This window comes from Streptomyces sp. H39-S7 (genome assembly GCF_027158205.1).
Lineage (GTDB): Bacteria > Actinomycetota > Actinomycetes > Streptomycetales > Streptomycetaceae > Actinacidiphila.
In genome coordinates this window covers 166,102-185,495 of sequence record NZ_JAPVLU010000012.1, presented here as the reverse complement: position 1 = coordinate 185,495, position 19,394 = coordinate 166,102, and the positions used below count along the sequence as shown (strand labels likewise).

Annotated in this window: 21 protein-coding genes; 5 read left to right on the top strand and 16 right to left on the bottom strand. The window is 70.9% G+C overall.

The window, feature by feature from the left end; translation table 11 throughout:
• Window positions 1–63 precede the first annotated feature (63 nt).
• From O3X23_RS14245 to O3X23_RS14225, 5 genes are all read right to left on the bottom strand, one after another.
• Window positions 64–1,125 (bottom strand): NUDIX hydrolase, encoded by a 1,062-nt coding sequence (locus O3X23_RS14245; protein WP_269271705.1) that lies wholly within the window; start codon window positions 1,123–1,125, stop codon window positions 64–66.
• 136 nt (window positions 1,126–1,261) lie between these two features.
• The gene (locus O3X23_RS14240; RefSeq protein ID WP_269271704.1) at window positions 1,262–2,188 is read right to left on the bottom strand and encodes a carbohydrate ABC transporter permease; all 927 of its coding nucleotides are present in this window, start codon (window positions 2,186–2,188) and stop codon (window positions 1,262–1,264) included.
• Window positions 2,185–3,099 carry a carbohydrate ABC transporter permease gene (locus O3X23_RS14235; RefSeq protein ID WP_269271703.1) on the bottom strand — a complete coding sequence of 305 codons (915 nt, stop codon included), beginning with the start codon at window positions 3,097–3,099 and terminating at the stop codon, window positions 2,185–2,187. Before O3X23_RS14235 ends, O3X23_RS14240 begins: the two co-directional genes overlap by 4 nt.
• A gap of 11 nt (window positions 3,100–3,110) precedes the next feature.
• The gene (locus tag O3X23_RS14230) at window positions 3,111–4,379 is read right to left on the bottom strand and encodes an ABC transporter substrate-binding protein (RefSeq protein WP_269271740.1); all 1,269 of its coding nucleotides are present in this window, start codon (window positions 4,377–4,379) and stop codon (window positions 3,111–3,113) included.
• Between the two features lie 287 nt (window positions 4,380–4,666).
• A complete protein-coding gene (locus tag O3X23_RS14225; protein WP_269271702.1) occupies window positions 4,667–5,650 on the bottom strand; it encodes an ROK family protein in 984 nt (327 codons plus the stop codon).
• Window positions 5,651–5,800: 150 nt separating this feature from the next.
• Between O3X23_RS14225 and O3X23_RS14220 the strand changes: the two genes are divergently transcribed.
• A complete protein-coding gene (locus tag O3X23_RS14220; RefSeq protein WP_269271739.1) occupies window positions 5,801–6,787 on the top strand; it encodes a LacI family DNA-binding transcriptional regulator in 987 nt (328 codons plus the stop codon).
• A gap of 46 nt (window positions 6,788–6,833) precedes the next feature.
• Here O3X23_RS14220 and O3X23_RS14215 read toward each other — a convergent pair whose 3' ends face one another.
• The 5 genes from O3X23_RS14215 to O3X23_RS14195 all read right to left on the bottom strand — a co-directional run bounded on the left by O3X23_RS14215 (window position 6,834) and on the right by O3X23_RS14195 (window position 11,412).
• Complete coding sequence (locus O3X23_RS14215) at window positions 6,834–8,102, bottom strand: DUF6986 family protein (protein WP_269271701.1); 1,269 nt, start codon at window positions 8,100–8,102, stop codon at window positions 6,834–6,836.
• A 149-nt stretch (window positions 8,103–8,251) separates the two neighbouring features.
• Window positions 8,252–9,214, bottom strand: a complete 963-nt coding sequence (locus O3X23_RS14210; RefSeq protein ID WP_269271700.1) for an electron transfer flavoprotein subunit alpha/FixB family protein — start codon at window positions 9,212–9,214, stop codon at window positions 8,252–8,254.
• A gap of 53 nt (window positions 9,215–9,267) precedes the next feature.
• On the bottom strand, window positions 9,268–10,053 hold the full coding sequence (locus tag O3X23_RS14205) for an electron transfer flavoprotein subunit beta/FixA family protein (RefSeq protein WP_269271699.1): 786 nt from the start codon (window positions 10,051–10,053) through the stop codon (window positions 9,268–9,270).
• Window positions 10,054–10,239: 186 nt separating this feature from the next.
• Complete coding sequence (locus tag O3X23_RS14200) at window positions 10,240–10,758, bottom strand: flavin reductase family protein (RefSeq protein WP_269271698.1); 519 nt, start codon at window positions 10,756–10,758, stop codon at window positions 10,240–10,242.
• Window positions 10,759–10,998: 240 nt separating this feature from the next.
• The gene (locus O3X23_RS14195; RefSeq protein WP_269271697.1) at window positions 10,999–11,412 is read right to left on the bottom strand and encodes a TlpA family protein disulfide reductase; all 414 of its coding nucleotides are present in this window, start codon (window positions 11,410–11,412) and stop codon (window positions 10,999–11,001) included.
• Window positions 11,413–11,500: 88 nt separating this feature from the next.
• Here O3X23_RS14195 and O3X23_RS14190 point away from each other — a divergent pair, with 88 nt between their 5' ends.
• Together O3X23_RS14190 and O3X23_RS14185 are read left to right on the top strand one after the other, a co-directional pair.
• A complete protein-coding gene (locus O3X23_RS14190) occupies window positions 11,501–11,944 on the top strand; it encodes a DUF4395 domain-containing protein (RefSeq protein ID WP_269271696.1) in 444 nt (147 codons plus the stop codon).
• A gap of 142 nt (window positions 11,945–12,086) precedes the next feature.
• A complete protein-coding gene (locus O3X23_RS14185) occupies window positions 12,087–12,842 on the top strand; it encodes a lysophospholipid acyltransferase family protein (protein ID WP_269271695.1) in 756 nt (251 codons plus the stop codon).
• A gap of 27 nt (window positions 12,843–12,869) precedes the next feature.
• On the opposite strand, the gene O3X23_RS14180 is transcribed toward O3X23_RS14185, so the two are convergent.
• From O3X23_RS14180 to O3X23_RS14155, 6 genes are all read right to left on the bottom strand, one after another.
• Window positions 12,870–13,574, bottom strand: a complete 705-nt coding sequence (locus O3X23_RS14180) for a B3/B4 domain-containing protein (protein ID WP_269271694.1) — start codon at window positions 13,572–13,574, stop codon at window positions 12,870–12,872.
• Between the two features lie 44 nt (window positions 13,575–13,618).
• Window positions 13,619–14,218, bottom strand: coding sequence for a transglutaminase-like domain-containing protein (locus O3X23_RS14175; RefSeq protein WP_269271693.1), 600 nt, complete (start codon window positions 14,216–14,218; stop codon window positions 13,619–13,621).
• Window positions 14,219–14,289: 71 nt separating this feature from the next.
• Window positions 14,290–14,685 (bottom strand): STAS domain-containing protein, encoded by a 396-nt coding sequence (locus O3X23_RS14170; protein ID WP_269271692.1) that lies wholly within the window; start codon window positions 14,683–14,685, stop codon window positions 14,290–14,292.
• A 160-nt stretch (window positions 14,686–14,845) separates the two neighbouring features.
• Window positions 14,846–15,940: a threonine aldolase family protein gene (locus tag O3X23_RS14165; RefSeq protein WP_269271691.1), complete on the bottom strand. Its 1,095-nt coding sequence runs from the start codon at window positions 15,938–15,940 to the stop codon at window positions 14,846–14,848.
• Complete coding sequence (locus O3X23_RS14160; RefSeq protein ID WP_269271690.1) at window positions 15,919–16,680, bottom strand: SDR family NAD(P)-dependent oxidoreductase; 762 nt, start codon at window positions 16,678–16,680, stop codon at window positions 15,919–15,921. The genes O3X23_RS14165 and O3X23_RS14160 overlap by 22 nt, the downstream gene beginning before the upstream one ends.
• A 23-nt stretch (window positions 16,681–16,703) precedes the next feature.
• The gene (locus O3X23_RS14155; protein ID WP_269271689.1) at window positions 16,704–18,095 is read right to left on the bottom strand and encodes a DUF6421 family protein; all 1,392 of its coding nucleotides are present in this window, start codon (window positions 18,093–18,095) and stop codon (window positions 16,704–16,706) included.
• Between the two features lie 367 nt (window positions 18,096–18,462).
• Here O3X23_RS14155 and O3X23_RS14150 point away from each other — a divergent pair, with 367 nt between their 5' ends.
• Together O3X23_RS14150 and O3X23_RS14145 are read left to right on the top strand one after the other, a co-directional pair.
• Window positions 18,463–18,588 carry a hypothetical protein gene (locus tag O3X23_RS14150; RefSeq protein WP_269271688.1) on the top strand — a complete coding sequence of 42 codons (126 nt, stop codon included), beginning with the start codon at window positions 18,463–18,465 and terminating at the stop codon, window positions 18,586–18,588.
• Window positions 18,589–18,598: 10 nt separating this feature from the next.
• Complete coding sequence (locus O3X23_RS14145) at window positions 18,599–19,294, top strand: glycerophosphodiester phosphodiesterase (RefSeq protein ID WP_269271687.1); 696 nt, start codon at window positions 18,599–18,601, stop codon at window positions 19,292–19,294.
• The last annotated feature ends 100 nt before the right edge of the window (window positions 19,295–19,394 follow it).

Genomic DNA, 19,394 nt, shown 5'->3' with positions numbered 1-19,394 from the left:
CCTTATTCGCGGGGGGGGTCCTTCCCCGGGGGGTCGCCGGGGCAAGGACCCCACCGGACCGGTTCACTCGACGGGACAGCCCGCTTCGAGGTTCATCGGGACGCCGCGTTCCCGGGCGCGCAGCGCCCAGCGCAGCCGGTCCAGGCGTACCGGCGGCAGCAGTCCCGCGGCCTCGTCCTCGGTGACGAACCGCCAGCCGCGCAGCTCGGCGCCGGGGAGCAGCAGCCGGGCCGCGTCGGCGGCGGTTATGCGTCCGCCGTCGAAGAGCAGCCGCATCCCGCCGAAGCCCGGCGGGGCGGGCGGTTCCCAGTCGACGACCAGCAGCCTCGGCACCACGGCGAGTTCGATGCCCAGTTCCTCGGCGACCTCCCGCAGTCCCGCCTGCGCGGGTGCCTCGCCGCGCTCGACGACACCGCCGGGGAACTCCCAGCCCGGTTTGTAGGTCGGATCGACGAGCAGGACGCGGTCGTGCTCGTCGAAGAGCAGCACGCCGGAGGCGACGGTCTCCGCCGTGGGTTCCGGGGTCTGCACGATGTCGCAGCGCCCCACGCCCCGGCGCAGCGCCTCGGCGATCCGTTCCGCGGTCTGCCGGGGCGTCAGCCTCGCCGTCCTGATGACGTACGCGTCGGCGCCGAGCCAGGGCAGCGCGGCCAGGTACGCCGGAAGGCGGCTGCCGGCCCAGCGGCGCGCGCCGGCGCCGATCGGCGGCCCGGCGTCCACTCCCTCGGCGGGGTCCCCCGCCGACTGCTCCTCCCGACGGGCCAGACGCTCCCGCAGGATCGTTTCCCCTGGGTCGAGCAGCACATGCCGCACCACGATTCCGCGCGAGGCCAGGCCGCCGAACATCTCGTCCCGGTACTCCTGCCGCAGCAGCGTCGACGGGACGACCAGTACTCCCCCGACCTCCTGGAGCAGCGCGGCGGCGGTGTCCACCACCAGCCGTCGCCAGATCGGCAGGTCCTGGAAGTCGGTCACCTCCTGGAGTCGTTTCTCGGACAGCAGTTGGCCGAGTCCCGTACCGACGACCTCCGGATCGTAGAGAGTGCTGCCCGGCAGTAGGTCCAGCAGTTCGCGTGCGGCGCAGGTCTTGCCCGCGCCGGACGCCCCGTTCACCCAGACGATCACGGTGCCCCCTTCTCCGTAGCCCCCTACGAATTGCCCGGATCATCGCTATCGGCAAACGCGCAGTACCGGCCATCGGCTCGCACCGACCCCCGTCGGGGCCCTTTCAGCGCCTCCTAACTCTTGTTCCCCCCGTGCGTCATCCCTTGCTCGCGCCGAGGGTGAGGCCCGCGATGAACTGCCGCTGCAGGATCATGAAGACCAGGATCGTGGGCAGCGCGACCAGGACCGACCCGGCCGCCAGCAGGTTGTAGTCGGTGAAGAACTGTCCGCGCAGGTTGTTGAGCGCGGAAGTGATCGGCAGCTTGTCGCCGGAGGACATGAAGACCAGCGCCCACAGGAAGTCGTTGTACATCCAGGTGAACTGCAGGGTGGCGAGCGCGGCGATGGCCGGCCGGCACAGCGGCAGCGTGATGCGCCAGTACTGCGTCCACACGCCCGCGCCGTCGACGATCGCCGCCTCGATGATCTCCATCGGCAGGGTGCGCATGAAATTGGCGAGAACGAATACGCAGAAGCCGGTCTGGAAGGCCACCTGAACGGCGACGACGGCCCAGTAGGAGTCGTACATCGTCATCGAGTCGGACATCCAGTACGGCAGCGGAATCCGGTTGAAGAGGGCGTACAGCGGGGTCACGATCACCTGCTGGGGAAGCAGGTTGCCCGCGGTGAACATCACCAGCAGGAGGACCCGGCCCCTGAGCTGGATCCGTGACACCGAGAAGGCGACGAACGACGCGAAGAACAGCGTCAGCAGCAGCGCGGGCACCGCGATGATCAGGGAGTTGACGAAGTACTTGCTCATCTCCCCTTCGGTGAAAGCCTGCTTGTAGTAGTCGAACGACAGATGGCGGGGCAGCGAGAAGTAGCCGTACTGCGCGGTCTCCTGGTAGGGCCGCAGCGAGGCGTAGACGGCGAGCAGCAGCGGGGCGAGGAAGGCCAGGGACACGACCATCAGGAACGCGTGGAGCCCCAGGCGCGCGGGGCGGACCCGGCGCCGGCCCCGCGAATCGCCGGTGGCGGCCTCCGCGTGCTGGGTGGGCCGGGCGGCAACGGCGGACGTCATGACTTCTTCTCCTCGCGCATCTCCTGGACCAGGTACGTCACGATGAACCCCAGCGAGATGGTGAGCAGCACCACCGCGATCGCCGAGCCGAAGCCGATCCTGCTGGCCTCGCCGATGATGTTGTCCGTGACCAGCACACTGAGCAGTTCAAGCCCGTTGCGCCCGTGGTTGACGGCGTAGACGATGTCGAACGCCCGCAGCGCCTCGATGACGGTGATCACCGCGACGATGACGTTCACCGGCCGGAGGGTGGGCAGCACGACCCGGAAGAACGCCTGCACCTCACTGGCCCCGTCGATCGCCGCGGCCTCCTTGAGGGCGGGATCCACGGACTTCAGCCCGGCCAGGAAGAGGATCATCACATAGCCGGTGTGCCGCCAGGCGGCGGCCAGCAGGATCGCCCAGATGTTCAGGGAGGGGTCGCCCAGCCAGTCGGTCGGGTTGTCGGTGTTCGCCAGGACGGCGTTGAGGGCGCCCTGGTCGCGGGAGAAGACCAGTTGCGCGATGAAGCCGACCACCGCCAGCGAGAGCACGACCGGCATGTACAGGGTGCTCTGGTAGAAGCGGCTGAAGCGGATGTTCTTGTCCAGCATCACCGCGAGCAGCAGCCCGAAGGGGGTGGCGACCAGCCCCAGGAAGCCCAGCCAGAGCAGGTTGTTGCGGGCCGCCCGCCAGAACGGCGGATAGTTCGTGAACAGGTCGTGGTAGTTGCGGGTGCCGACCCAGTGGATGCTGCCGACACCGTCCCAGCTGGTGAACGACAGCCCGATGGAGGCGACGGTGGGGCCCCAGATGAGGCCGATCTCCAGCAGGACGGGGATACCGAGCAGCACACCGAGGACGGCGAGGTCGCGAGGGGTGAACCTCCGCGGGCCCCGCCGTCCGGCGCGCCGCGTGATGATCTGCGGCACAGCCTGTACTCCTAGTCCGCGGCGAAGATGGACTTCTTCTGCCTCTCGATGCTGTTGACCAGCCCGTCGACATCGTCCGGCTTGTTGATGAACGTCTGCAGCGCCGGGATCATAACGGTCGAGGCGAAGTCAGGACGGGTGTCGCGGTCCAGGAACTGGGAGATGTGCTTGGCCCCCGCGACCAGTTCCGCCGACTTCTTCTGCAGTTCGGTGTACTTGGCGGTGGAGGCACCGGAGTTCACACCGACGTTGTTCGGGTCGCCGGCGAGGTAGGAGTCCTCGGCCGCCGGGGTGGCCAGGTACTTGAGGAAGTCCCGCGCCGCGTCCTTGTTCTTGGCCTTCTTCGACATCAGGAAACCGTCGATGGGTGCTTCGACGGAGTCCTGGCCGTTCGCCGGGTCGATCTCCGGGAAGGGGAAGAAGTCCAGGTCCGCGTGTTCGGCCTCGGGGAACTGGGTACCGGGGTGCGGCAGCCCGAAGACCGCCATGCCGGTCCTGCGCTGCTGCAGGCTCTGCCCCGCCTCCTGCCAGGTCCGGCCGTTGGCGCCCTTCTGGTGGTAGGGCATCAGGCTGCGCCACAGGTCGAAGACGTGCTTGACCTTGGGGTCGGTCCAGGCCTCCTTGCCCGCCATCAGCGAGGCGTGGAAGTCGTAGCCGTTGGCCCGCATGTTGATGTAGTCGAACGTGCCCATGGCGGGCCAGCCGTCCTTGTCGCCGAAGGCGATCGGGGTCAGCCCGTCCTTCTGCATCTGCTTGGCGAGCGCGGTGTACTGGTCGAACGTCTTCGGCGCCGCGTAGCCGTGCTGCTGGAAGAGGCTCTTCCGGTGGAAGACGGCCCACGGGTAGTAGTAGTACGGCACGAAGTACTGCTTGCCGTCATGACCGGTGGACTGGGCCTTGAGGGCGTCGGAGAAGCCCTTGAACCCCGACCACACATCGCTGATGTCGGTCAGCAGGCCCTTCTCCGCGAAGAACTGCATCCGGTTGCCGGCGAACCACATGAAGACATCGTCCGGGCTGCCCTGGAGATAGCGGTTGATGTTCTCCTGGAAGGTGTTGTGGTCAACGGTGTTGACCTTCACCGTCTTGCCCGACTGCTTCTGGTAGGCGTCGAAGGCCGATTGGAAGGCGGCCTTCGGCACGGCATCCGACGCGTTGGATCCGAGAGTGACCGTCTTGCTGTCCCCGGCGGGACCGCCGCCGCAGGCGGCGAGCAGCGAAGGGAGGGTTACCGCTCCCGCACTGATCGCCGCACCTCGCAGCAGACTTCGGCGGGAGATCCGATGCCCGACCGCTTCCCTGACGGTGGGCCGACTACTGAACGATGACTGCGCCATGTCCCCCTCCTCGTGGGTGGAACTGAACACAACCGAACGCGAGCGGTGCGATCTCACCGCCAGGCGGGGACCATGTCAAGGGTTCTGACGCGATAACGAACAACAGTTACCAGATCGCTCGCAACAAGCTTCAACAGCTTCTAACGAAAACGACCGTCGCCCTTGGAGCGCCACTCAGCGCGATTCTGGACGGTGCGGAGCGAGGCGTGCACCGGTCGCCGGAGCCCTGGTCAGCTCTCCAGGGCGAACTCCGTCGAGAATTCCTCCAGCCCCAGGGCCTGGGCGGCGGCGGCAGCGGCGCCGACCAGGCCCGCGTCGGTGCCCAGCAGCGCCGGCACCACCTCGATCCCGGCGGTGAAGGACAGTGTCGCGTAGCGCGCCAGGTGCGCGCGCAGCGGGCCGAAGAGCACGTCCCCCGCGCCCGCCACCCCGCCGCCGATCACCACGACCCGCACCTCGGCCAGCGTCGCGGTGGCGGCGATCCCGGCGGCCAGCGCCTGGGCGGCCCGGTCGAAGGAGGCCAGGGCGACCGGGTGGCCGGCGCGCGCGGACTGCGCCACCGCGGCGGCCGTCGGCTCGGCGCCGTCCGCCGGGAGCCAGCCGTTCTCCAGGGCCCGCCGGACGATGTTCGGTCCGCTCGCCAGCCGTTCCACACACCCGCGCGACCCGCAGGGGCAGGGGTCGCCGTCGAGGTCGACGCTGATGTGGCCGATGTGGCCGGCGTTCCCCGTGGGGCCCGGCAGCAGCGTGCCGCCGAGCACGAGTCCGCCTCCGACGCCGGTGGAGACGACCATGCACAGCGCGTTGTCGTAACCGCGGGCGGCGCCCAGCCAGTGCTCGGCCGCCGTCATCGCGACGCCGTCGCCCGTCAGGACGACCGGGAGCGCGTCCGTCGCGCGGGCCACCCGCTCGACGAGGGGGAAGTCCCGCCAGCCGGGGACGTTGACCGGGCTGACGGTTCCCCGGGAGGCGTCCACCGGTCCGGCGCTGCCGATGCCGACGGCCACCACCCGCCGCCATTCGCCGTCCCGGCGCAGCTCACCGAGGACCTCCCCGACGGCGCGCATCACCGCCTCGCCGTCCTGCTGGGCGGGGGTCGGCCGCAGCGCGCGCACGAGCAGCCGGCCGCTCGCGTCGACCAGAGCGCCGGCGATCTTCGTTCCGCCGATGTCCAGTGCGGCGATCAGCGAGCCTGCGGCGCGGTCGGTGTGCATCGGGTTCCGTTCTCCCTCTCATTGGGCGTATACCCGCACGTCGCACGGGGTTAGGAGTAGTGTTTCTTTCGCTGACAACGTTGTCCATTCATTGCGGCAAGGAATATCGCGACAGTGACCCACACTCCGGGGCATACCCCCCGCCCCACCATGAAGGACGTCGCGGCGCGGGCCGGAGTCGGGCTCAAGACGGTCTCCCGGGTGGTCAACGAGGAACCGGGGGTCACCCCGGACACCATCCACCGGGTACGCGAGGCGATCGACGCCCTCGGTTTCCGGCGCAACGACAGCGCCCGGCTGCTGCGCACCGGCCGGACCGCCAGCATAGGGCTGGTGCTGGAGGACCTGGCCGACCCCTTCTACTCGCCGCTGAGCCGGGCCGTCGAAGAGGTCGCCCGCGCGCACTCGACCCTGCTGTTCACGGGCTCCAGCGCCGAGAACGCCGCCCGCGAGCAGGAACTGGTCCTCGCGTTCTGCGCCCGCCGGGTGGACGGGCTGGTCGTGGTGCCCGCCAGCGACGACCACCGCTACCTCGAACCGGAGATCGACGCCGGGGTCGCGACCGTCTTCGTGGACCGCCCGGCCGGCCGCATCGACGCCGACGTCGTGCTGACCGACAGCGCGGGCGGCACCCGCGAGGGCGTCGCCCACCTGATCGCGCACGGCCACCGCAGGATCGGCTTCATCGGCGACCAGCCGCGGATCCACACCGCGACCGAGCGGCTGCGCGGCTACCGCGAGGCGATGGCCGCCGCCGGGCTGCCGGTGGACGAGGAGTGGGTCTCCATGGGCCCCACCGCGCCCGACCGGGTCCGCGCCGCGCTGAGCGCGATGCTGACGGGACCGGAACCCGTCACGGCGCTGTTCGCGGGCAACAACCGGGTCACCGTCACCGCGGTACGGGTACTGGCCGGCGAGGTGCGACCGGTCGCGTTGGTGGGGTTCGACGACTTCGAACTCGCCGACCTGCTGCGCCCCGCGATCACCGTGATCGCGCAGGACGCGGTCGGACTCGGGCGGGCGGCGGCCCAGCTGCTCTTCCGCCGGCTGGACGGCGGATCGGACGAGCCGCGCCGGATCGAGCTGCCCGCCCGGCTGATCGTGCGCGGCTCGGGCGAGATCCCGCCGGCGCCGTAGCCGCGGACCGCGGTGGCCGGGCGCGGGCGGGTGAGCCGTCCCGGGTTCAGCGGCCGGCCAGGGCGTCCAGTTCCGCGCGGCCGAGCGCGGTGCGGGCGGTGACCTCCTCGAGGTCGACGGCGCCGCAGTCCAGGCCGCGCAGCAGGTAGCCGCTGAGCGCCTTGGCGGTGGCGGGCTCGTCCATCACGTCGCCTCCGGTCTTCGCCACGTATGCCCTGAGCCGGGCCGCGGCGGCGTCCAGGCCCTCGCGGTAGAACGCGTAGACGGCGGCGTAGCGGGTCGGCAGGTGGCCGGGGTGCATGTCCCAGCCCTGGTAGTAGGCGCGGGCGAGCGAGCGGCGGACCAGTCCGTGGTGCAGCCGCCAGGCGTCGTGCACCTGGGCGGTCGGTCCGACCGGCAGCACGTTCGTGGAGCCGTCGGAGAGCCGGACGCCGGTGCCCGCCGCGGCGACCTGCATGACGGCCTTGGCGTAGTCGGCGACCGGGTGGTCCATCGACTGGTAGGCGGCGCTGACCCCGCAGGAGGCGCTGTAGTCGAAGGTGCCGTAGTGCAGTCCGGTGGCGCGTCCCCCGGCGGCCTCGATGAGCCGGGGCACGGTCGCGGTTCCGTCGGGGCCCAGGATCGACTGGGTCGTCTCGATCTGGATCTCGAAGCCGATGCGGCCGGGCGCCAGGCCGTGGGCCGTCTCGAACGCCTCGCAGAGCCGGACCGTCGCGGCGACCTGCTGCGGGAACGTCACTTTCGGCAGCGTCAGCACCAGGCCGTCCGGCAGGCCGCCGGACGCCATCAGGGTGCTGAGGAAGAGGTCCAGGGTGCGGATGCCGCGGTCGCGGACCGCCGCCTCCATGCACTTCATGCGGATGCCGATGTACGGGGGCGCGGTGCCCCCGGCGACGGCGGCGGCGACGAGCCGGGCGGCGGCCACGGCCGCGGCGTCCTCCTCGGCGTCGGGGCGCTGCCCGTAGCCGTCCTCGAAATCGATCCGGAGGTCTTCCACGGGCTCGCGCTCCAGCTTGGCGCGCACCCGGTCGTGGACCGGCCCGGCGAGCTCGTCGCTCAGGCCCAGCACCCGCGCGAACGCCTCCGCGTCCGGGGCGTGCTCATCGAGCGCGGCCAGTGCCCGGCGGCCCCAGTCGCGCACGGTGCCGGCGGTGAAGGCGTCGGCGGGGACGTAGACGGTGTGCACCGGCTGCCGGGTGCCGGGGTCCCCGGGGTAGCGGCGGGCCAGCTCCGCGTCGGTCGCGGCGAGCGAGGCACCGACGCTCTCCCGTACCGCGTCCGCCAAGGTCGTGCCGACCGTCTCACCGTGCGTCATGTGCCAGCCTCCCGAACTTCAACAAACCGTTGAAGGGAAGCTATCCGCGCCGTCGGACCAGGTCAACCCCGCGCGGCGGGCCCGGCCGGACGCACGAGGGCCCCCGCACGCGCCAGGCGTGCGGGGGCCGTCGTCGGCGAGTCGCGGGATCAGCCCTTACGGGCGGTGATCTCCCCGGTCAGCTGCGGGACGACCTGGAACAGGTCGCCGACCACGCCGTAGTCGACCAGGTCGAAGATCGGCGCCTCGGCGTCCTTGTTGACCGCCACGATCGTCTTCGAGGTCTGCATGCCGGCCCGGTGCTGGATGGCGCCGGAGATGCCGTTGGCGATGTAGAGCTGCGGCGAGACCGACTTGCCGGTCTGGCCGACCTGGTTGGTGTGCGGGTACCAGCCGGCGTCCACCGCGGCGCGGGAAGCGCCGACGGCCGCACCGAGCGAGTCGGCGAGCGCCTCGATGAGGTGGAAGTTCTCGGCGCCGTTGACGCCACGTCCACCCGAGACCACGATCGCGGCCTCGGTCAGTTCCGGGCGGCCGGTGGACTCGCGCGGGGTGCGCGTGAGGACCTTGGTGCCCGTGGCCAGCTCGCCGAAGGAGACGGCGAGCTGCTCGACCGTGCCGGCGGCCGGGGCGGCCTCCGGAGCGGCGGAGTTCGGCTTGACGGTGATGACCGGCACGCCGGTGGTGATGCGCGACTTGGTGGTGAACGACGCGGCGAACACCGCCTGCGTGGCGACCGGGCCGCCGTCGCCCGGCTCGACGTCGGTGGCGTCGGTGATGATGCCGGAGTCGAGGCGCAGCGCGAGGCGGGCCGCGATCTCCTTGCCCTCCGCGGAGGACGGCACCAGCACGGCCACCGGCTCCACGGACGTGGCGGCGGCCTGCAGCGCGTCCACCTTCGGGACGACGAGGTAGTCGGCGAACTCGGCCGCGTCGGCGGCGAGCACCTTGACCGCGCCGTACTCGGCGAGCACGGGGGCGGCGGTGTCGACACCGGCGCCGAGGAAGACGGCGACGGGGTCGCCGATCCGGCGGGCCAGCGTCAGCAGTTCGAGGGTCGGCTTGCGGACGGCACCGTCCACGTGGTCGACGAGGACGAGGACTTCACCCATGGGAATGGTCTCCTGCGAAATCTAGAGAGGCGGGGGGCAGCGGGGTCGGCGGCTCAGATGAACTTCTGGCTCGCCAGGAACTCGGCAAGCTGCTTGCCGCCCTCGCCCTCGTCCTTGACGATCGTGCCGGCGGTGCGCGCCGGACGCTGCGTGGCCTCGTCCACCGCGGACCAGGCGCCGGCGAGGCCGACCGTGGCCTCGTCGATGTCCAGGTCCGACAGGTCCAGGGACTCCACCGGCTTCTTCTTGGCGGCCATGATGCCCTTGAACGACGGGTAGCGGGCCTCGCCCGACTGGTCGGTCACGGAGATCACGGCGGGAAGGGACGCCTCGAGCTGCTCGCTCGCCGCGTCGCCGTCACGGCGGCCGGTCACCTTGCCGCCGGCGACCGACACCTCGGACAGCAGGGTCACCTGCGGGACGCCGAGGCGCTCCGCGAGAATCGCCGGCAGGACGCCCATGGTGCCGTCGGTGGAGGCCATGCCGCACACGACCAGGTCGAACCCGGCGTGCTCCACGGCCTTGGCGAGCACCAGCGAGGTACCGAACACGTCGGTGCCGTGCAGTGCGTCGTCCTCGACGTGGATGGCCTTGTGGGCGCCCATCGACAGCGCCTTGCGCAGCGCGTCCTTGGCGTCCTCGGGACCGACGGTAAGCACCGTGATCTCGGCATCGTCGGCGGCGTCGGCGATCTGCAGCGCTTGCTCGACCGCGTACTCGTCGAGCTCGGACAGCAGACCGTCGACGGCGTCGCGGTCAGTGGTCAGGTCCTCGGCGAAGTGACGGTCGCCCGTGGCGTCGGGCACGTACTTCACACAGACAACGATCCTCAAGCTCACGCCTGCTCTCCTACTGCTTAGTCTCGTCAACTGCCCTTGCAGGCAGCATAGGCGTCTTGGCGGGGCGTCCCCCCACCGGCACGCGCCAGCGTTCCAGCAGAAGGTTACTCGTCAGTACACCCAGCTCCTGCCCCGTAGGCAAGGGTGATGAACTGTGACCTTGACGACGCGACGGCCAGGAACGGGTCAGTGGCGCAGCCCGTTGAAGCCGCCCTGATGGTAGAGGAGCGGGCCGCCGGGGCCCGCCGGGTCGCCCGCGAGGGCCTGTGCCACCACGATGCGGTGGTCGCCCGCGGGTATCCGGGCCAGCACGCGGCAGACCAGCCAGGCGGAGACGTCACCCAGCAGGGGCACGCCGTGCGGTCCCTCGTGCCAGTCGGTGGCCGGGCCGAACCGGTCGGCGCCACTGCGCGCGAAGGTCGCGGCCAGCGCCTCCTGGTGGTCACCGAGCACATGGACGCCGACGAACGGCGTCTCGGAGAGCACGGGCCAGCTGGAGGAACCGGTGCTGATGCCGAACGAGAGCAGCGGGGGTTCGGCCGAGACGGAGGTGAGCGAGGTGGCCGTGAAACCCACCGGCCGGTCGCCGGGCGCGGTGATCACGGCGACGCCGGCCGCGTGGCGGCGGAACACCGAGCGGAAGACAGCCGGGTCGAAACCGGCGCCGGTGCCGGTATGCGTGCCGAGGTCGGTCAGGGCAGTCATCGAGTTGTCCTTCTGGAGCGGTCGGGCCGGACGCGAATGGTCGTCTGTGGCACTCAACAACTCGGACAGCGCGCACTCGAATGGCGACCGAAGTCGACATCCGCGCGCGTGTGAAGAAGGGGGTCTCGCGACATAACGTCAGAGTGACGATGGCGGGCGGGCCCCGTCAAGAGTCGCCCGCGATATGGGATCCCCATCACAAGATCACCGATCCGGGCCCGCCGCCCCGGCCGCCGGCCCTCACACCGCGGCGCCGAGTGCCGCGATCACGTCCACCTTGCGCGGCTGGCCGGCCGCCCGGCGCACCACCGCGCCGCTCGCGTCGAGCACGAGGACGGTCGGGGTCTTGAGGATCGCGAGCCTGCGGACGAGTTCCAGATGGGCCTCCGCGTCGATCTCGACGTGGGTCACCCCCTCGACCATGTCGGCGATCTCGCCGAGGGTCCGCCGGGTGGCCCGGCACGGGGCGCAGAAGGAGCTGGAGAACTGCACCAGCGTGGCGCGCGCGCCGAGCGTCCCGCCGATCTCGGCGGCCGTCAGCCGCTCCTCGCCGTCCTTCGTCCGCACGCGAATCCTTCCGTTCCGGCGCTGGTGCACCAGGCCGAAGGCGCTCGCCGCCGCGAGGACGGCGAGGCACACCAACAATCCGGTCATGTTTTTCCTCCCGGAGCGGTGCAGCGTTCACGGGACCGCAATGATTCCCGGGGGGCCGGGGGCAGCGCGATCCGGAATCATCTGCTCCATGAACGCCACAGACTCCACGAACGCCGTCCCCGCCGCCGGTCTTGACGTACGGGGCCCCCGCTTCGGGGCCGTCCTCACCACGGTCGTGCTGGCCGCCGTCCTGGTCACCGGGAGCGGCTGGCTGCTGGCCGCGCAGGCGGTGGTCTTCTCGGTCGCCGCCGCCGCCGGTGTGCGGCGTTCCCCGTACGGCTGGCTCTTCGCCACCTTCGTCCGCCCCCGGCTCGGCCCGACGGTCGAGACCGAGGACCCGGCGCCGCCGCGCTTCGCGCAGGCCGTCGGGCTCGCCTTCGCGGTCGTCGGCCTCATCGGCTACTTCGCGGGACCGCTGTGGCTGGGCATGGCGGCGACCGGCTGCGCACTGGCCGCGGCGTTTCTCAACGCGGCCTTCGGGTACTGCTTGGGATGCGAGATGTACCTCTTGTTCCGGCGTGCGACGAGGTGACGTGACGAGAATCTCGCGGGATCGTGGGCACGCAAGGTGACACGGGGCACGTTGTCGGTGCACGATCCATCAGCGGCCGGCAACCTACGGGCGCGTAACTTCCGCCGGGAGAGCCGGCCCCGGAGAGAGCAGGTACCCGGACATGGCTGAACTCGTCTATCCCCCGGTCATCGGCGTGGCCCGCACCATGTTCCGCGTGCAGGGGCTGCGCTTCGACATCGGCGGCACGGAGAACGTACCGCGCAAGGGCGGAGCCCTCCTGGTCTCCAACCACATCGGCTACCTGGACTTCGTCTTCGCCGGCCTGACCGCGCTGCCGAACAAGCGGCTGGTCCGCTTCATGGCGAAGGACTCGGTCTTCCGGCACAAGGTGTCCGGTCCGCTGATGCGGGCGATGAAGCACATCCCGGTGGACCGCTCGGAGGGCATGCACGCGTACGCGCACGCGCTGGACGCCCTGCGGGCCGGGGAGATCATCGGTGTCTTCCCCGAGGCCACCATCTCGCAGTCGTTCACCTTGAAGTCCTTCAAGTCCGGCGCGGCGCGGCTCGCCGAGGAAGCCGGCGTACCGCTGCTCCCGATGGCGCTGTGGGGCACCCAGCGGCTGTGGACCAAGGGGCACCCGCGCCACCTCGGCCGCAACAAGTTCCCCATCAGCATGCGGGTGGGCGAGCCGATGCGGGCGAACGAGGGCGAGAAGCCGGGCGCGCTCACCAGGCGGCTGCGGATGCGCGTCCAGGAGCTGCTGGAGGACGCGCAGCGCGCGTACCCGGGCAAGCCCAGCGGCCCCGACGACCGGTGGTGGCTGCCCAGCCACCTCGGCGGCACGGCGCCCACGCCCGAGGAGGCCGCCGAGCTGGACCGTGCGGACCGTGACGAGCGGGCCGCCAGGCGCTGACCCGTGCCGCGAGGCGCCCGGCCGGGCTCAGTCCGCCTCGCGGACCGTCACGTCCGCCCCGGGGCTCAGCAGACGCAGGCCGTCGGCGAGTTCGCCCGCGGCGGTGTGCAGCTCGTCGAGCGGCATCGGTGCGAGGCGTTCGAGCAGGAAGACGGCGTTGACGGAGTCCTCCGTCAGCCGGGTGCGGACGCCCTGGCGCCAGTTCCAGCGGCGGCAGGTGACGCCCGTGTCGTCCTGCCAGACCACCTCACCGGGCTCGGGGTGCTCGACGACGGGCGCGCCGCCGGCCGCGGTCTCGAACTTCTCGTGGCCGCCGGCCCGCACCAGCCGCATGCCGCCGCGGATGTGGTCGGTGTCCTCGCCGCCGACCGGGACGAGACGGGCCACGCTGACGGCGTTGTAGAGGTCGACGAGGAGGTTGATCCTCGGCAGGCCGCCGTCGGCGAGTGCGCGCCTGGCCAGCGCCTCGGCGGAGTTCCGGGTCCGGGACGGCTTCGCGCCGAAGGCCGTGTACGCCTCCCGCCAGGCCGCGATGTGCGGGTCCTCGTGCGGGGCGCGGCCGGCCAGCCGGTCGGTGAGCCGGCGCACCGCGTCGTCGAGCAGCACGGAGCTCCGTTCGTCGCTCGGCCCGTTGACGAGGCCCCGGGCCTCGACGACGAGCGGGACGAAACCGGGTACGAGGTCGTGCACCTCGGGGGCCACGGTGATGTTCAGGGGCTGGGCGGTGTTCATCGCGGGCATCGCAGACCTTGGTTCGTTGACGGGTGGTACGGCGTTCACAGCGCGGTGGGCAGCAGCTGCCACAGGTGTCGCCGGTCGGTGGCGCGCTGGAGTGATTCCAGCACGGCCGGCGGCGGGGCCGCGTACAGCACCGGGTAGTCGACCTCGCCGGCCTCCGGGCGGACCCGCCAGGCGAGCTGTTCGCGGTCCACCGAGAACCGTGTGTCCACACCCGGCTTGTTGCCCCGCGCGTCCTGGCGCGCCCAGCGCGTGCTCCCGGGCAGCAGGACGGCGATCAGGCCGTGCACCAGCGGAGCGGAACCGTCCTCGTCCGCCAGGCGCTGGTAGCAGAGCCCCGTGGGGATGGCCTCGGCGCGCAGCAGCGCGGTGAGCGCGTGCGACTTGGCGTGGCAGATCCCGGTGCGCAGCCGCAGGACGTCCGAGGCGCGCCAGGTCACCCGGGGATCGTCGGCGTCGCCGGAGTGCGCGATGGTGTCGCGGACGAAGTCGAAGGCCGCGCGGGCGTAGTCGTGGGGGCCGTCGGTTGCGGCGCGCAGCCGTCGCGCGGTCTCGCGGACCAGCGGATGGCCGTGGTCGATGACGTCGTCGGCGGCGAGATAGGCCGCGTGATCGGGTACGTCCTGCAGGAGTTCCATGTCCGGAACCGTAGGCAGGATCGAGCCGTGAATCAATCGAAATACGACTCAGCGCATAACTATTCAGCGCATCAGGCAATGGCACCGTTCGTGGCGCCCGGCCCCGCGTCACCCGCGTGCCGGGCCAGCGCGGACGCCAGATCGGCGTGGACCTCGAAGACCCGCCCCAGCCGGGTGAGCCGCAGCAGCCTCAGGAAGGCCGGATCGGCGCTGACCAGCCGGACACGGCTCCCGCGCTCCTGGGCCCGCAGCCGGAACCGGCAGAGCAGCGACAGACCGCTGCAGTCGATGAACGTGACGGCCCGCAGGTCCAGGATGAAGTCGGAGCCCGCCAACCGGGCGAGTCCGTCGAAGTAGGGGGTCAGCCCCACCGAGGCGAGGAGGTCCAGCTCACCCCGGAGTTCGACCACGGTGGTCCCGGCCACCGAACGCCGGCCGGCGCCGAACGCGGGTTGTTCGTCGTACATGGAAGCCCCCCACTCCCGGTGATGAGGCGTGCGCCGTTGCGCATGTGTACGTGTCATACCCGCAGGCCGACGACGAAGTCAACGGTTGCGGCAGCAGCGGAAGTTGGCTGATTCCGTGCCGTGGCCGGGTCCCCGTGGTGACGACCCGGCCACAGCCGGGCTACTGTCCGGCCATCTCCGCGGCGACGGCCGCCGCGAACGAGTCGACATCACCGGGCGTGGTGTCGAAGGAGCACATCCAGCGGACCTCGCCCGTGCTCTCGTTCCAGAAGTAGAAGCGGTAGCGCTTCTGCAGCCGCTCACCGACCTCGCGCGGCAGGATCGCGAAGACGGCGTTCGACTGCACCGGACGGACGATCGTCACCCCGTCGACCCCGCGCACCGCGGCCTCCAGCCGCTGTGCCATCGCGTTGGCGTGCCGCGCGCCGCGCAGCCACAGGTCGCCGGCGAGCAGCGCCTCGAACTGCACCGACACGAACCGCATCTTGGAGGCGAGCTGCATCGACAGCTTGCGCAGGTGCTTCATGGCGCGCACCCGCTCGGGGGTGAGCACGACGATGCACTCCCCCATCAGCAGGCCGTTCTTGGTACCGCCGAAGGAGAGGATGTCGATCCCGGCGTCGGTGGTGAACGCCGCGAGCGGCACACCGAGCGTGGCGGCGGCGTTGGATATCCGCGCCCCGTCCAGGTGGACGGCCATGCCGTGCTGGTGGGCGTGGTCGCAGATCGCCCGGATCTCGTCGGGGGTGTAGCAGGTGCCCAGCTCGGTGGTCTGGGTGATCGAGACGACCTGCGGCTGCGCGCGGTGCTCGTCGTCGAAGCCGAACGCCTGGAGGTCGATCAGCTCGGGGGTGAGCTTGCCGTCCGGCGTCGGGACGGTCAGCAGCTTCAGGCCGCCCATGCGCTCCGGCGCTCCGCCCTCGTCCACGTTGATGTGCGCGGACTCCGCACAGATCACCGCACCCCAGCGCTCGGTGACGGACTGCAGCGCCGTGACGTTGGCGCCGGTGCCGTTGAAGACCGGGAAGACCTCCGCGCGCGGGCCGAAGTGGCGGCGGAAGACGTCCTGCAGATGCGCGGTGTAGTCGTCCTCGCCGTACGCGACCTGGTGGCCGCCGTTGGCGAGGGCGAGGGCGGTGAGCACCTCGGGGTGCACGCCGGCGTAGTTGTCGCTGGCGAAGCCCCGCACCTCCGGGTCGTGGCGCCGGACGGCGTCGGTGGCGAGCTGCTCGGTCACGGTTGGGGCGTCAGCCACAGTCGGGTTCCGTTCACTTCCTCGGCGGGCCGGTTCCAGATGTCCGTGACGGCCTCGGCGAGGTCCGTCACATCGGTGAAGCCGGCGAATTTGGCGTTCGGGCGCTGCGCCCGCATCTCATCGTGCACCAGCGCCTTGATGACGACGACGCTGGCCGCCGCGGTCAGCGGCTCGGTGCCCGCGAGCTTGCGGAACGAGTCCCCCATCGCGAGCGTCCAGGCCTCGGCGGCGGCCTTCGACGCGGCGTAGGCGGCGTTCCCGGACGTCGGGCTGCTGGCGCCGGCCGCGCTGATCAGCACGTAGCGGCCACGCGTGCTGCGCAGCAGCGGGTCGTGGAACGCCAGCGAGGTGTGCTGGACGGTGCGGATCAGCAGCTGGTGCAGGAAGTCCCAGTCGGCGAGGTCGGTCTCGGTGAACGACGCGGAACCGCGCCAGCCACCGACGAGGTGGACCAGGCCGTCGACCGGACCGTGGTCCTTCTCGATCCGCCCGGCCCAGTCACGGGTCGCGGCGGGGTCGAGCAGGTCCACGATCTCGCCGGTGATGTCCCCACCGCCGGCGTCGTACCGGGCCTGGTCGACGGCTTGCGCGAGCCGTTCGGGATTCGCGTCCGCGGCGGCGACATGAGCGCCGGCCCTGGCGAGGCGCTGGAGCATCGCACGGCCGGCCGGCCCGCCGGCCCCCGCCACCGCGATGACCGCTCCGTCGAGAGGCCCCTGGCCATTGGTTCCGTTCGTCATCTCCGCCTCCTCGGCAGCGCCGCTCACGCCGCGGTCCGTGCGACGCCGGTGATACCCCGGGTCGACGCGATCACGTCACGCAGTTTCTTCGCGAGCGCCTCGTAGAACATGCTCAGCGGGAACTCGTCGACGAGCACCTCGTCCACGAGCTTGCGCGGCGGCAGCGAGAGGTCGAGGGCGTCCGGGCCCTTGGCCCACACCGATCCGGGGTGGGGCGAGAGGTACGTCGCGACCAGGTCGTACGCGGCGAACCAGTGCACGAGTTTCGGGCGGTCGATGCCGTCGCGGTACAGCTTCTCGATGTCGGCGCAGAGCTGGTTGGTGACCTGGGGGGCCAGCTCCCAGTCGACGTGCAGCGTGTTGTCCGTCCAGCGTACGGCGTCGTGCTTGTGCAGGTACGAGAAGAGCAGCTGGCCGCCCAGTCCGTCGTAGTTGCGGACCCGCTCGCCGGTGACCGGGAAGCGGAAGAGGCGGTCGAAGAGGATCGCGTACTGCACGCCCAGCCCCATCGGGTGGCCCTCGGCCTGCAGCTTCACGGCCTCCTTGAAGGTCGTGAGGTCGCAGCGCAGCTCTTCGAGGCCGTACATCCAGAACGGCGCGCGCTGCTTGATCATGAACGGGTCGAACGGCAGGTCGCCGTGGCTGTGGGTGCGGTCGTGGATCATGTCCCACAGGACGAACGTCTGCTGCGAGAGCTCCTGGTCCTCGATGAGCCGGACGGCCTCACCGGGCAGTTCCAGTCCGAGGGTGTCCACGGCGGCGGAGGTCACGGCGCGGAAGCGCGCGGCCTCGCGGTCGCAGAAGATGCCGCCCCACGTCCAGCGCTCGGGCGCCTGGCGGACGGCCACGGTCTCCGGGAAGAGCACCGCGGAGTTGGTGTCGTAGCCGGGCGTGAAGTCCTGGAACGTGATCGGCACGAAGAGCGGGTTGTCGTAGCGGGTGCGCTCCAGCTCGGCGAGCCACTCGGGCCACACGACGCGCAGGGCGACGGCCTCCAGGTTGCGGTCCGGGTTGCCGTTCTGCGTGTACATCGGGAAGACGACCAGGTGCTCCAGGCCGTCGCGCCGGTCGGCGGCGGGCTGGAAGGCCAGCAGTGAGTCCAGGAAGTCCGGGATGCCGAAGCCGCCGTCCGCCCAGCGGCGCAGGTCCGCGACGAGGGCCGTGTGGTACGCCGTGTCGTGCGGCACCAGCGGGGAGAGCTGCTCGATCGCGCCGATGACGCGCTCCAGGGCGCGCTCCACGTCGGCCAGCGGTGGTACGACCTCGGCGGAGAAGTCGATCGAGCCGTCCTTCTGCTGCCAGGGCCTGATGGCGACGACGGCTTGCTTCAGTACGGCCCACGCCGGATGCGAGGCGATGCCCTCGCCGGATATACCGGTCCCGTCAGCCACTACAGCCGAAAGATTTTCACTCATGACCCCTCCTTCACAGAAGAAACGCGCTTGATCCGCCAAGGAAGCGTATCGATACGAGCTTCCTCCGTTCAAGGGGGGTCGGAAGAGATTATCCTGTGCGACCCCCTACGAGACCGGTCATTTTCCTGCCATACGCCATTCTCGCGATGACTTCTGTTAGTTGCGTCATGTCGGCGCAGATGGGGTTTCCTGACATTTCTGCCTTATCACCCCAAAGCGGCTTCAGTACAGTCTCGCCCAGCTTCCCGGACCGCGCGATCCCCGCACCGGATCCCCGCGGCCCCCCGGGGCAGCCCGGCGGGCGGCACGCCCTCGCACGAGTGACGGAACCGGCCGGGCGGGGTCCGGCGGCGGTAGGAGAGGGGGCATGAGTACCCGCGCTGTCCTCGTCGCCGCCCTGATCACCGGATTCGTCCTCGGCACGGCGGGTGTCCGCTCCCAGCACTCCGCGCCGTCACACCACGTTCCGCCCCCCGTCACCGCCCGTCGCTAGGGTGTCGGCCATGAACTTCCTCACCGTCGGTCACCGGGGTGTCATGGGCGTGGAGCCCGAGAACACCCTGCGTTCCTTCCTCCGCGCCGAGGGCGAGGGGCTGGACCAGATCGAGCTCGACCTGCACCTGAGCAAGGACGGCGCGCTCGTCGTCATGCACGACGCGGAGGTCGACCGCACCACGGACGGCACCGGCCGGATCGGTGACCTCACCCTGGACGCGCTGCGGGAGCTGGACGCGGGACAGGGCGAACGGGTGCCCGTCTTCGAAGAGGTGCTGAACGCGGTCACCGGACCGATCCAGGCCGAGATCAAGGACGTGGCCGCCGCCCAGGTGCTCGCCGAGGTGCTGCGCGAGCGCGACGAGGTGGGCCGGGTGAGCGTGATCTCCTTCCACGACGAGGCGCTGCGCGCGATCCGTGAACTGCTGCCGCAGTCACACCGTGTGCTCGTCGCGAGCGAACTCGGCCGGGACCTGGTCCCGCGCGCGCTGGCGGTCGGCGCCCGCATGGTCAGCCTCGAACTGCCGCACCTCAGCCTCGACCTGGTCCGGCGGTGCCGGGACGTGGGGCTCGCCGTGATCGCGTGGACGGTGAACACCCGGCAGGAACTGGACCTGGCGCACGCGCTGGGACTGGACGGCATCGTGACGGACCTGCCGTCGATCGACGGCCGGGCGATGCGTCGGATCGCCGGACGGGCCTGACAGGGAGGGCGCCGGGCGCCGCGCGGCAACACCGCGGACACAAACGTCCGGCATTCGGACGTATGTCCCCGCGGCCTGGACAGATTCACCCGGCCGGTGC

Coding starts and splice junctions, on each gene's coding strand:
- O3X23_RS14240 (WP_269271704.1), bottom strand. CDS start 2,188: ATGACGTCCGCCGTTGCCGCCCGGCCCACCCAGCACGCGGAGGCCGCC.
- O3X23_RS14225 (WP_269271702.1), bottom strand. CDS start 5,650: ATGCACACCGACCGCGCCGCAGGCTCGCTGATCGCCGCACTGGACATC.
- O3X23_RS14220 (WP_269271739.1), top strand. CDS start 5,801: ATGAAGGACGTCGCGGCGCGGGCCGGAGTCGGGCTCAAGACGGTCTCC.
- O3X23_RS14215 (WP_269271701.1), bottom strand. CDS start 8,102: ATGACGCACGGTGAGACGGTCGGCACGACCTTGGCGGACGCGGTACGG.
- O3X23_RS14210 (WP_269271700.1), bottom strand. CDS start 9,214: ATGGGTGAAGTCCTCGTCCTCGTCGACCACGTGGACGGTGCCGTCCGC.
- O3X23_RS14200 (WP_269271698.1), bottom strand. CDS start 10,758: ATGACTGCCCTGACCGACCTCGGCACGCATACCGGCACCGGCGCCGGT.
- O3X23_RS14195 (WP_269271697.1), bottom strand. CDS start 11,412: ATGACCGGATTGTTGGTGTGCCTCGCCGTCCTCGCGGCGGCGAGCGCC.
- O3X23_RS14190 (WP_269271696.1), top strand. CDS start 11,501: ATGAACGCCACAGACTCCACGAACGCCGTCCCCGCCGCCGGTCTTGAC.
- O3X23_RS14185 (WP_269271695.1), top strand. CDS start 12,087: ATGGCTGAACTCGTCTATCCCCCGGTCATCGGCGTGGCCCGCACCATG.
- O3X23_RS14180 (WP_269271694.1), bottom strand. CDS start 13,574: ATGAACACCGCCCAGCCCCTGAACATCACCGTGGCCCCCGAGGTGCAC.
- O3X23_RS14175 (WP_269271693.1), bottom strand. CDS start 14,218: ATGGAACTCCTGCAGGACGTACCCGATCACGCGGCCTATCTCGCCGCC.
- O3X23_RS14170 (WP_269271692.1), bottom strand. CDS start 14,685: ATGTACGACGAACAACCCGCGTTCGGCGCCGGCCGGCGTTCGGTGGCC.
- O3X23_RS14160 (WP_269271690.1), bottom strand. CDS start 16,680: ATGACGAACGGAACCAATGGCCAGGGGCCTCTCGACGGAGCGGTCATC.
- O3X23_RS14155 (WP_269271689.1), bottom strand. CDS start 18,095: ATGAGTGAAAATCTTTCGGCTGTAGTGGCTGACGGGACCGGTATATCC.
- O3X23_RS14150 (WP_269271688.1), top strand. CDS start 18,463: ATGAGTACCCGCGCTGTCCTCGTCGCCGCCCTGATCACCGGATTCGTC.
- O3X23_RS14145 (WP_269271687.1), top strand. CDS start 18,599: ATGAACTTCCTCACCGTCGGTCACCGGGGTGTCATGGGCGTGGAGCCC.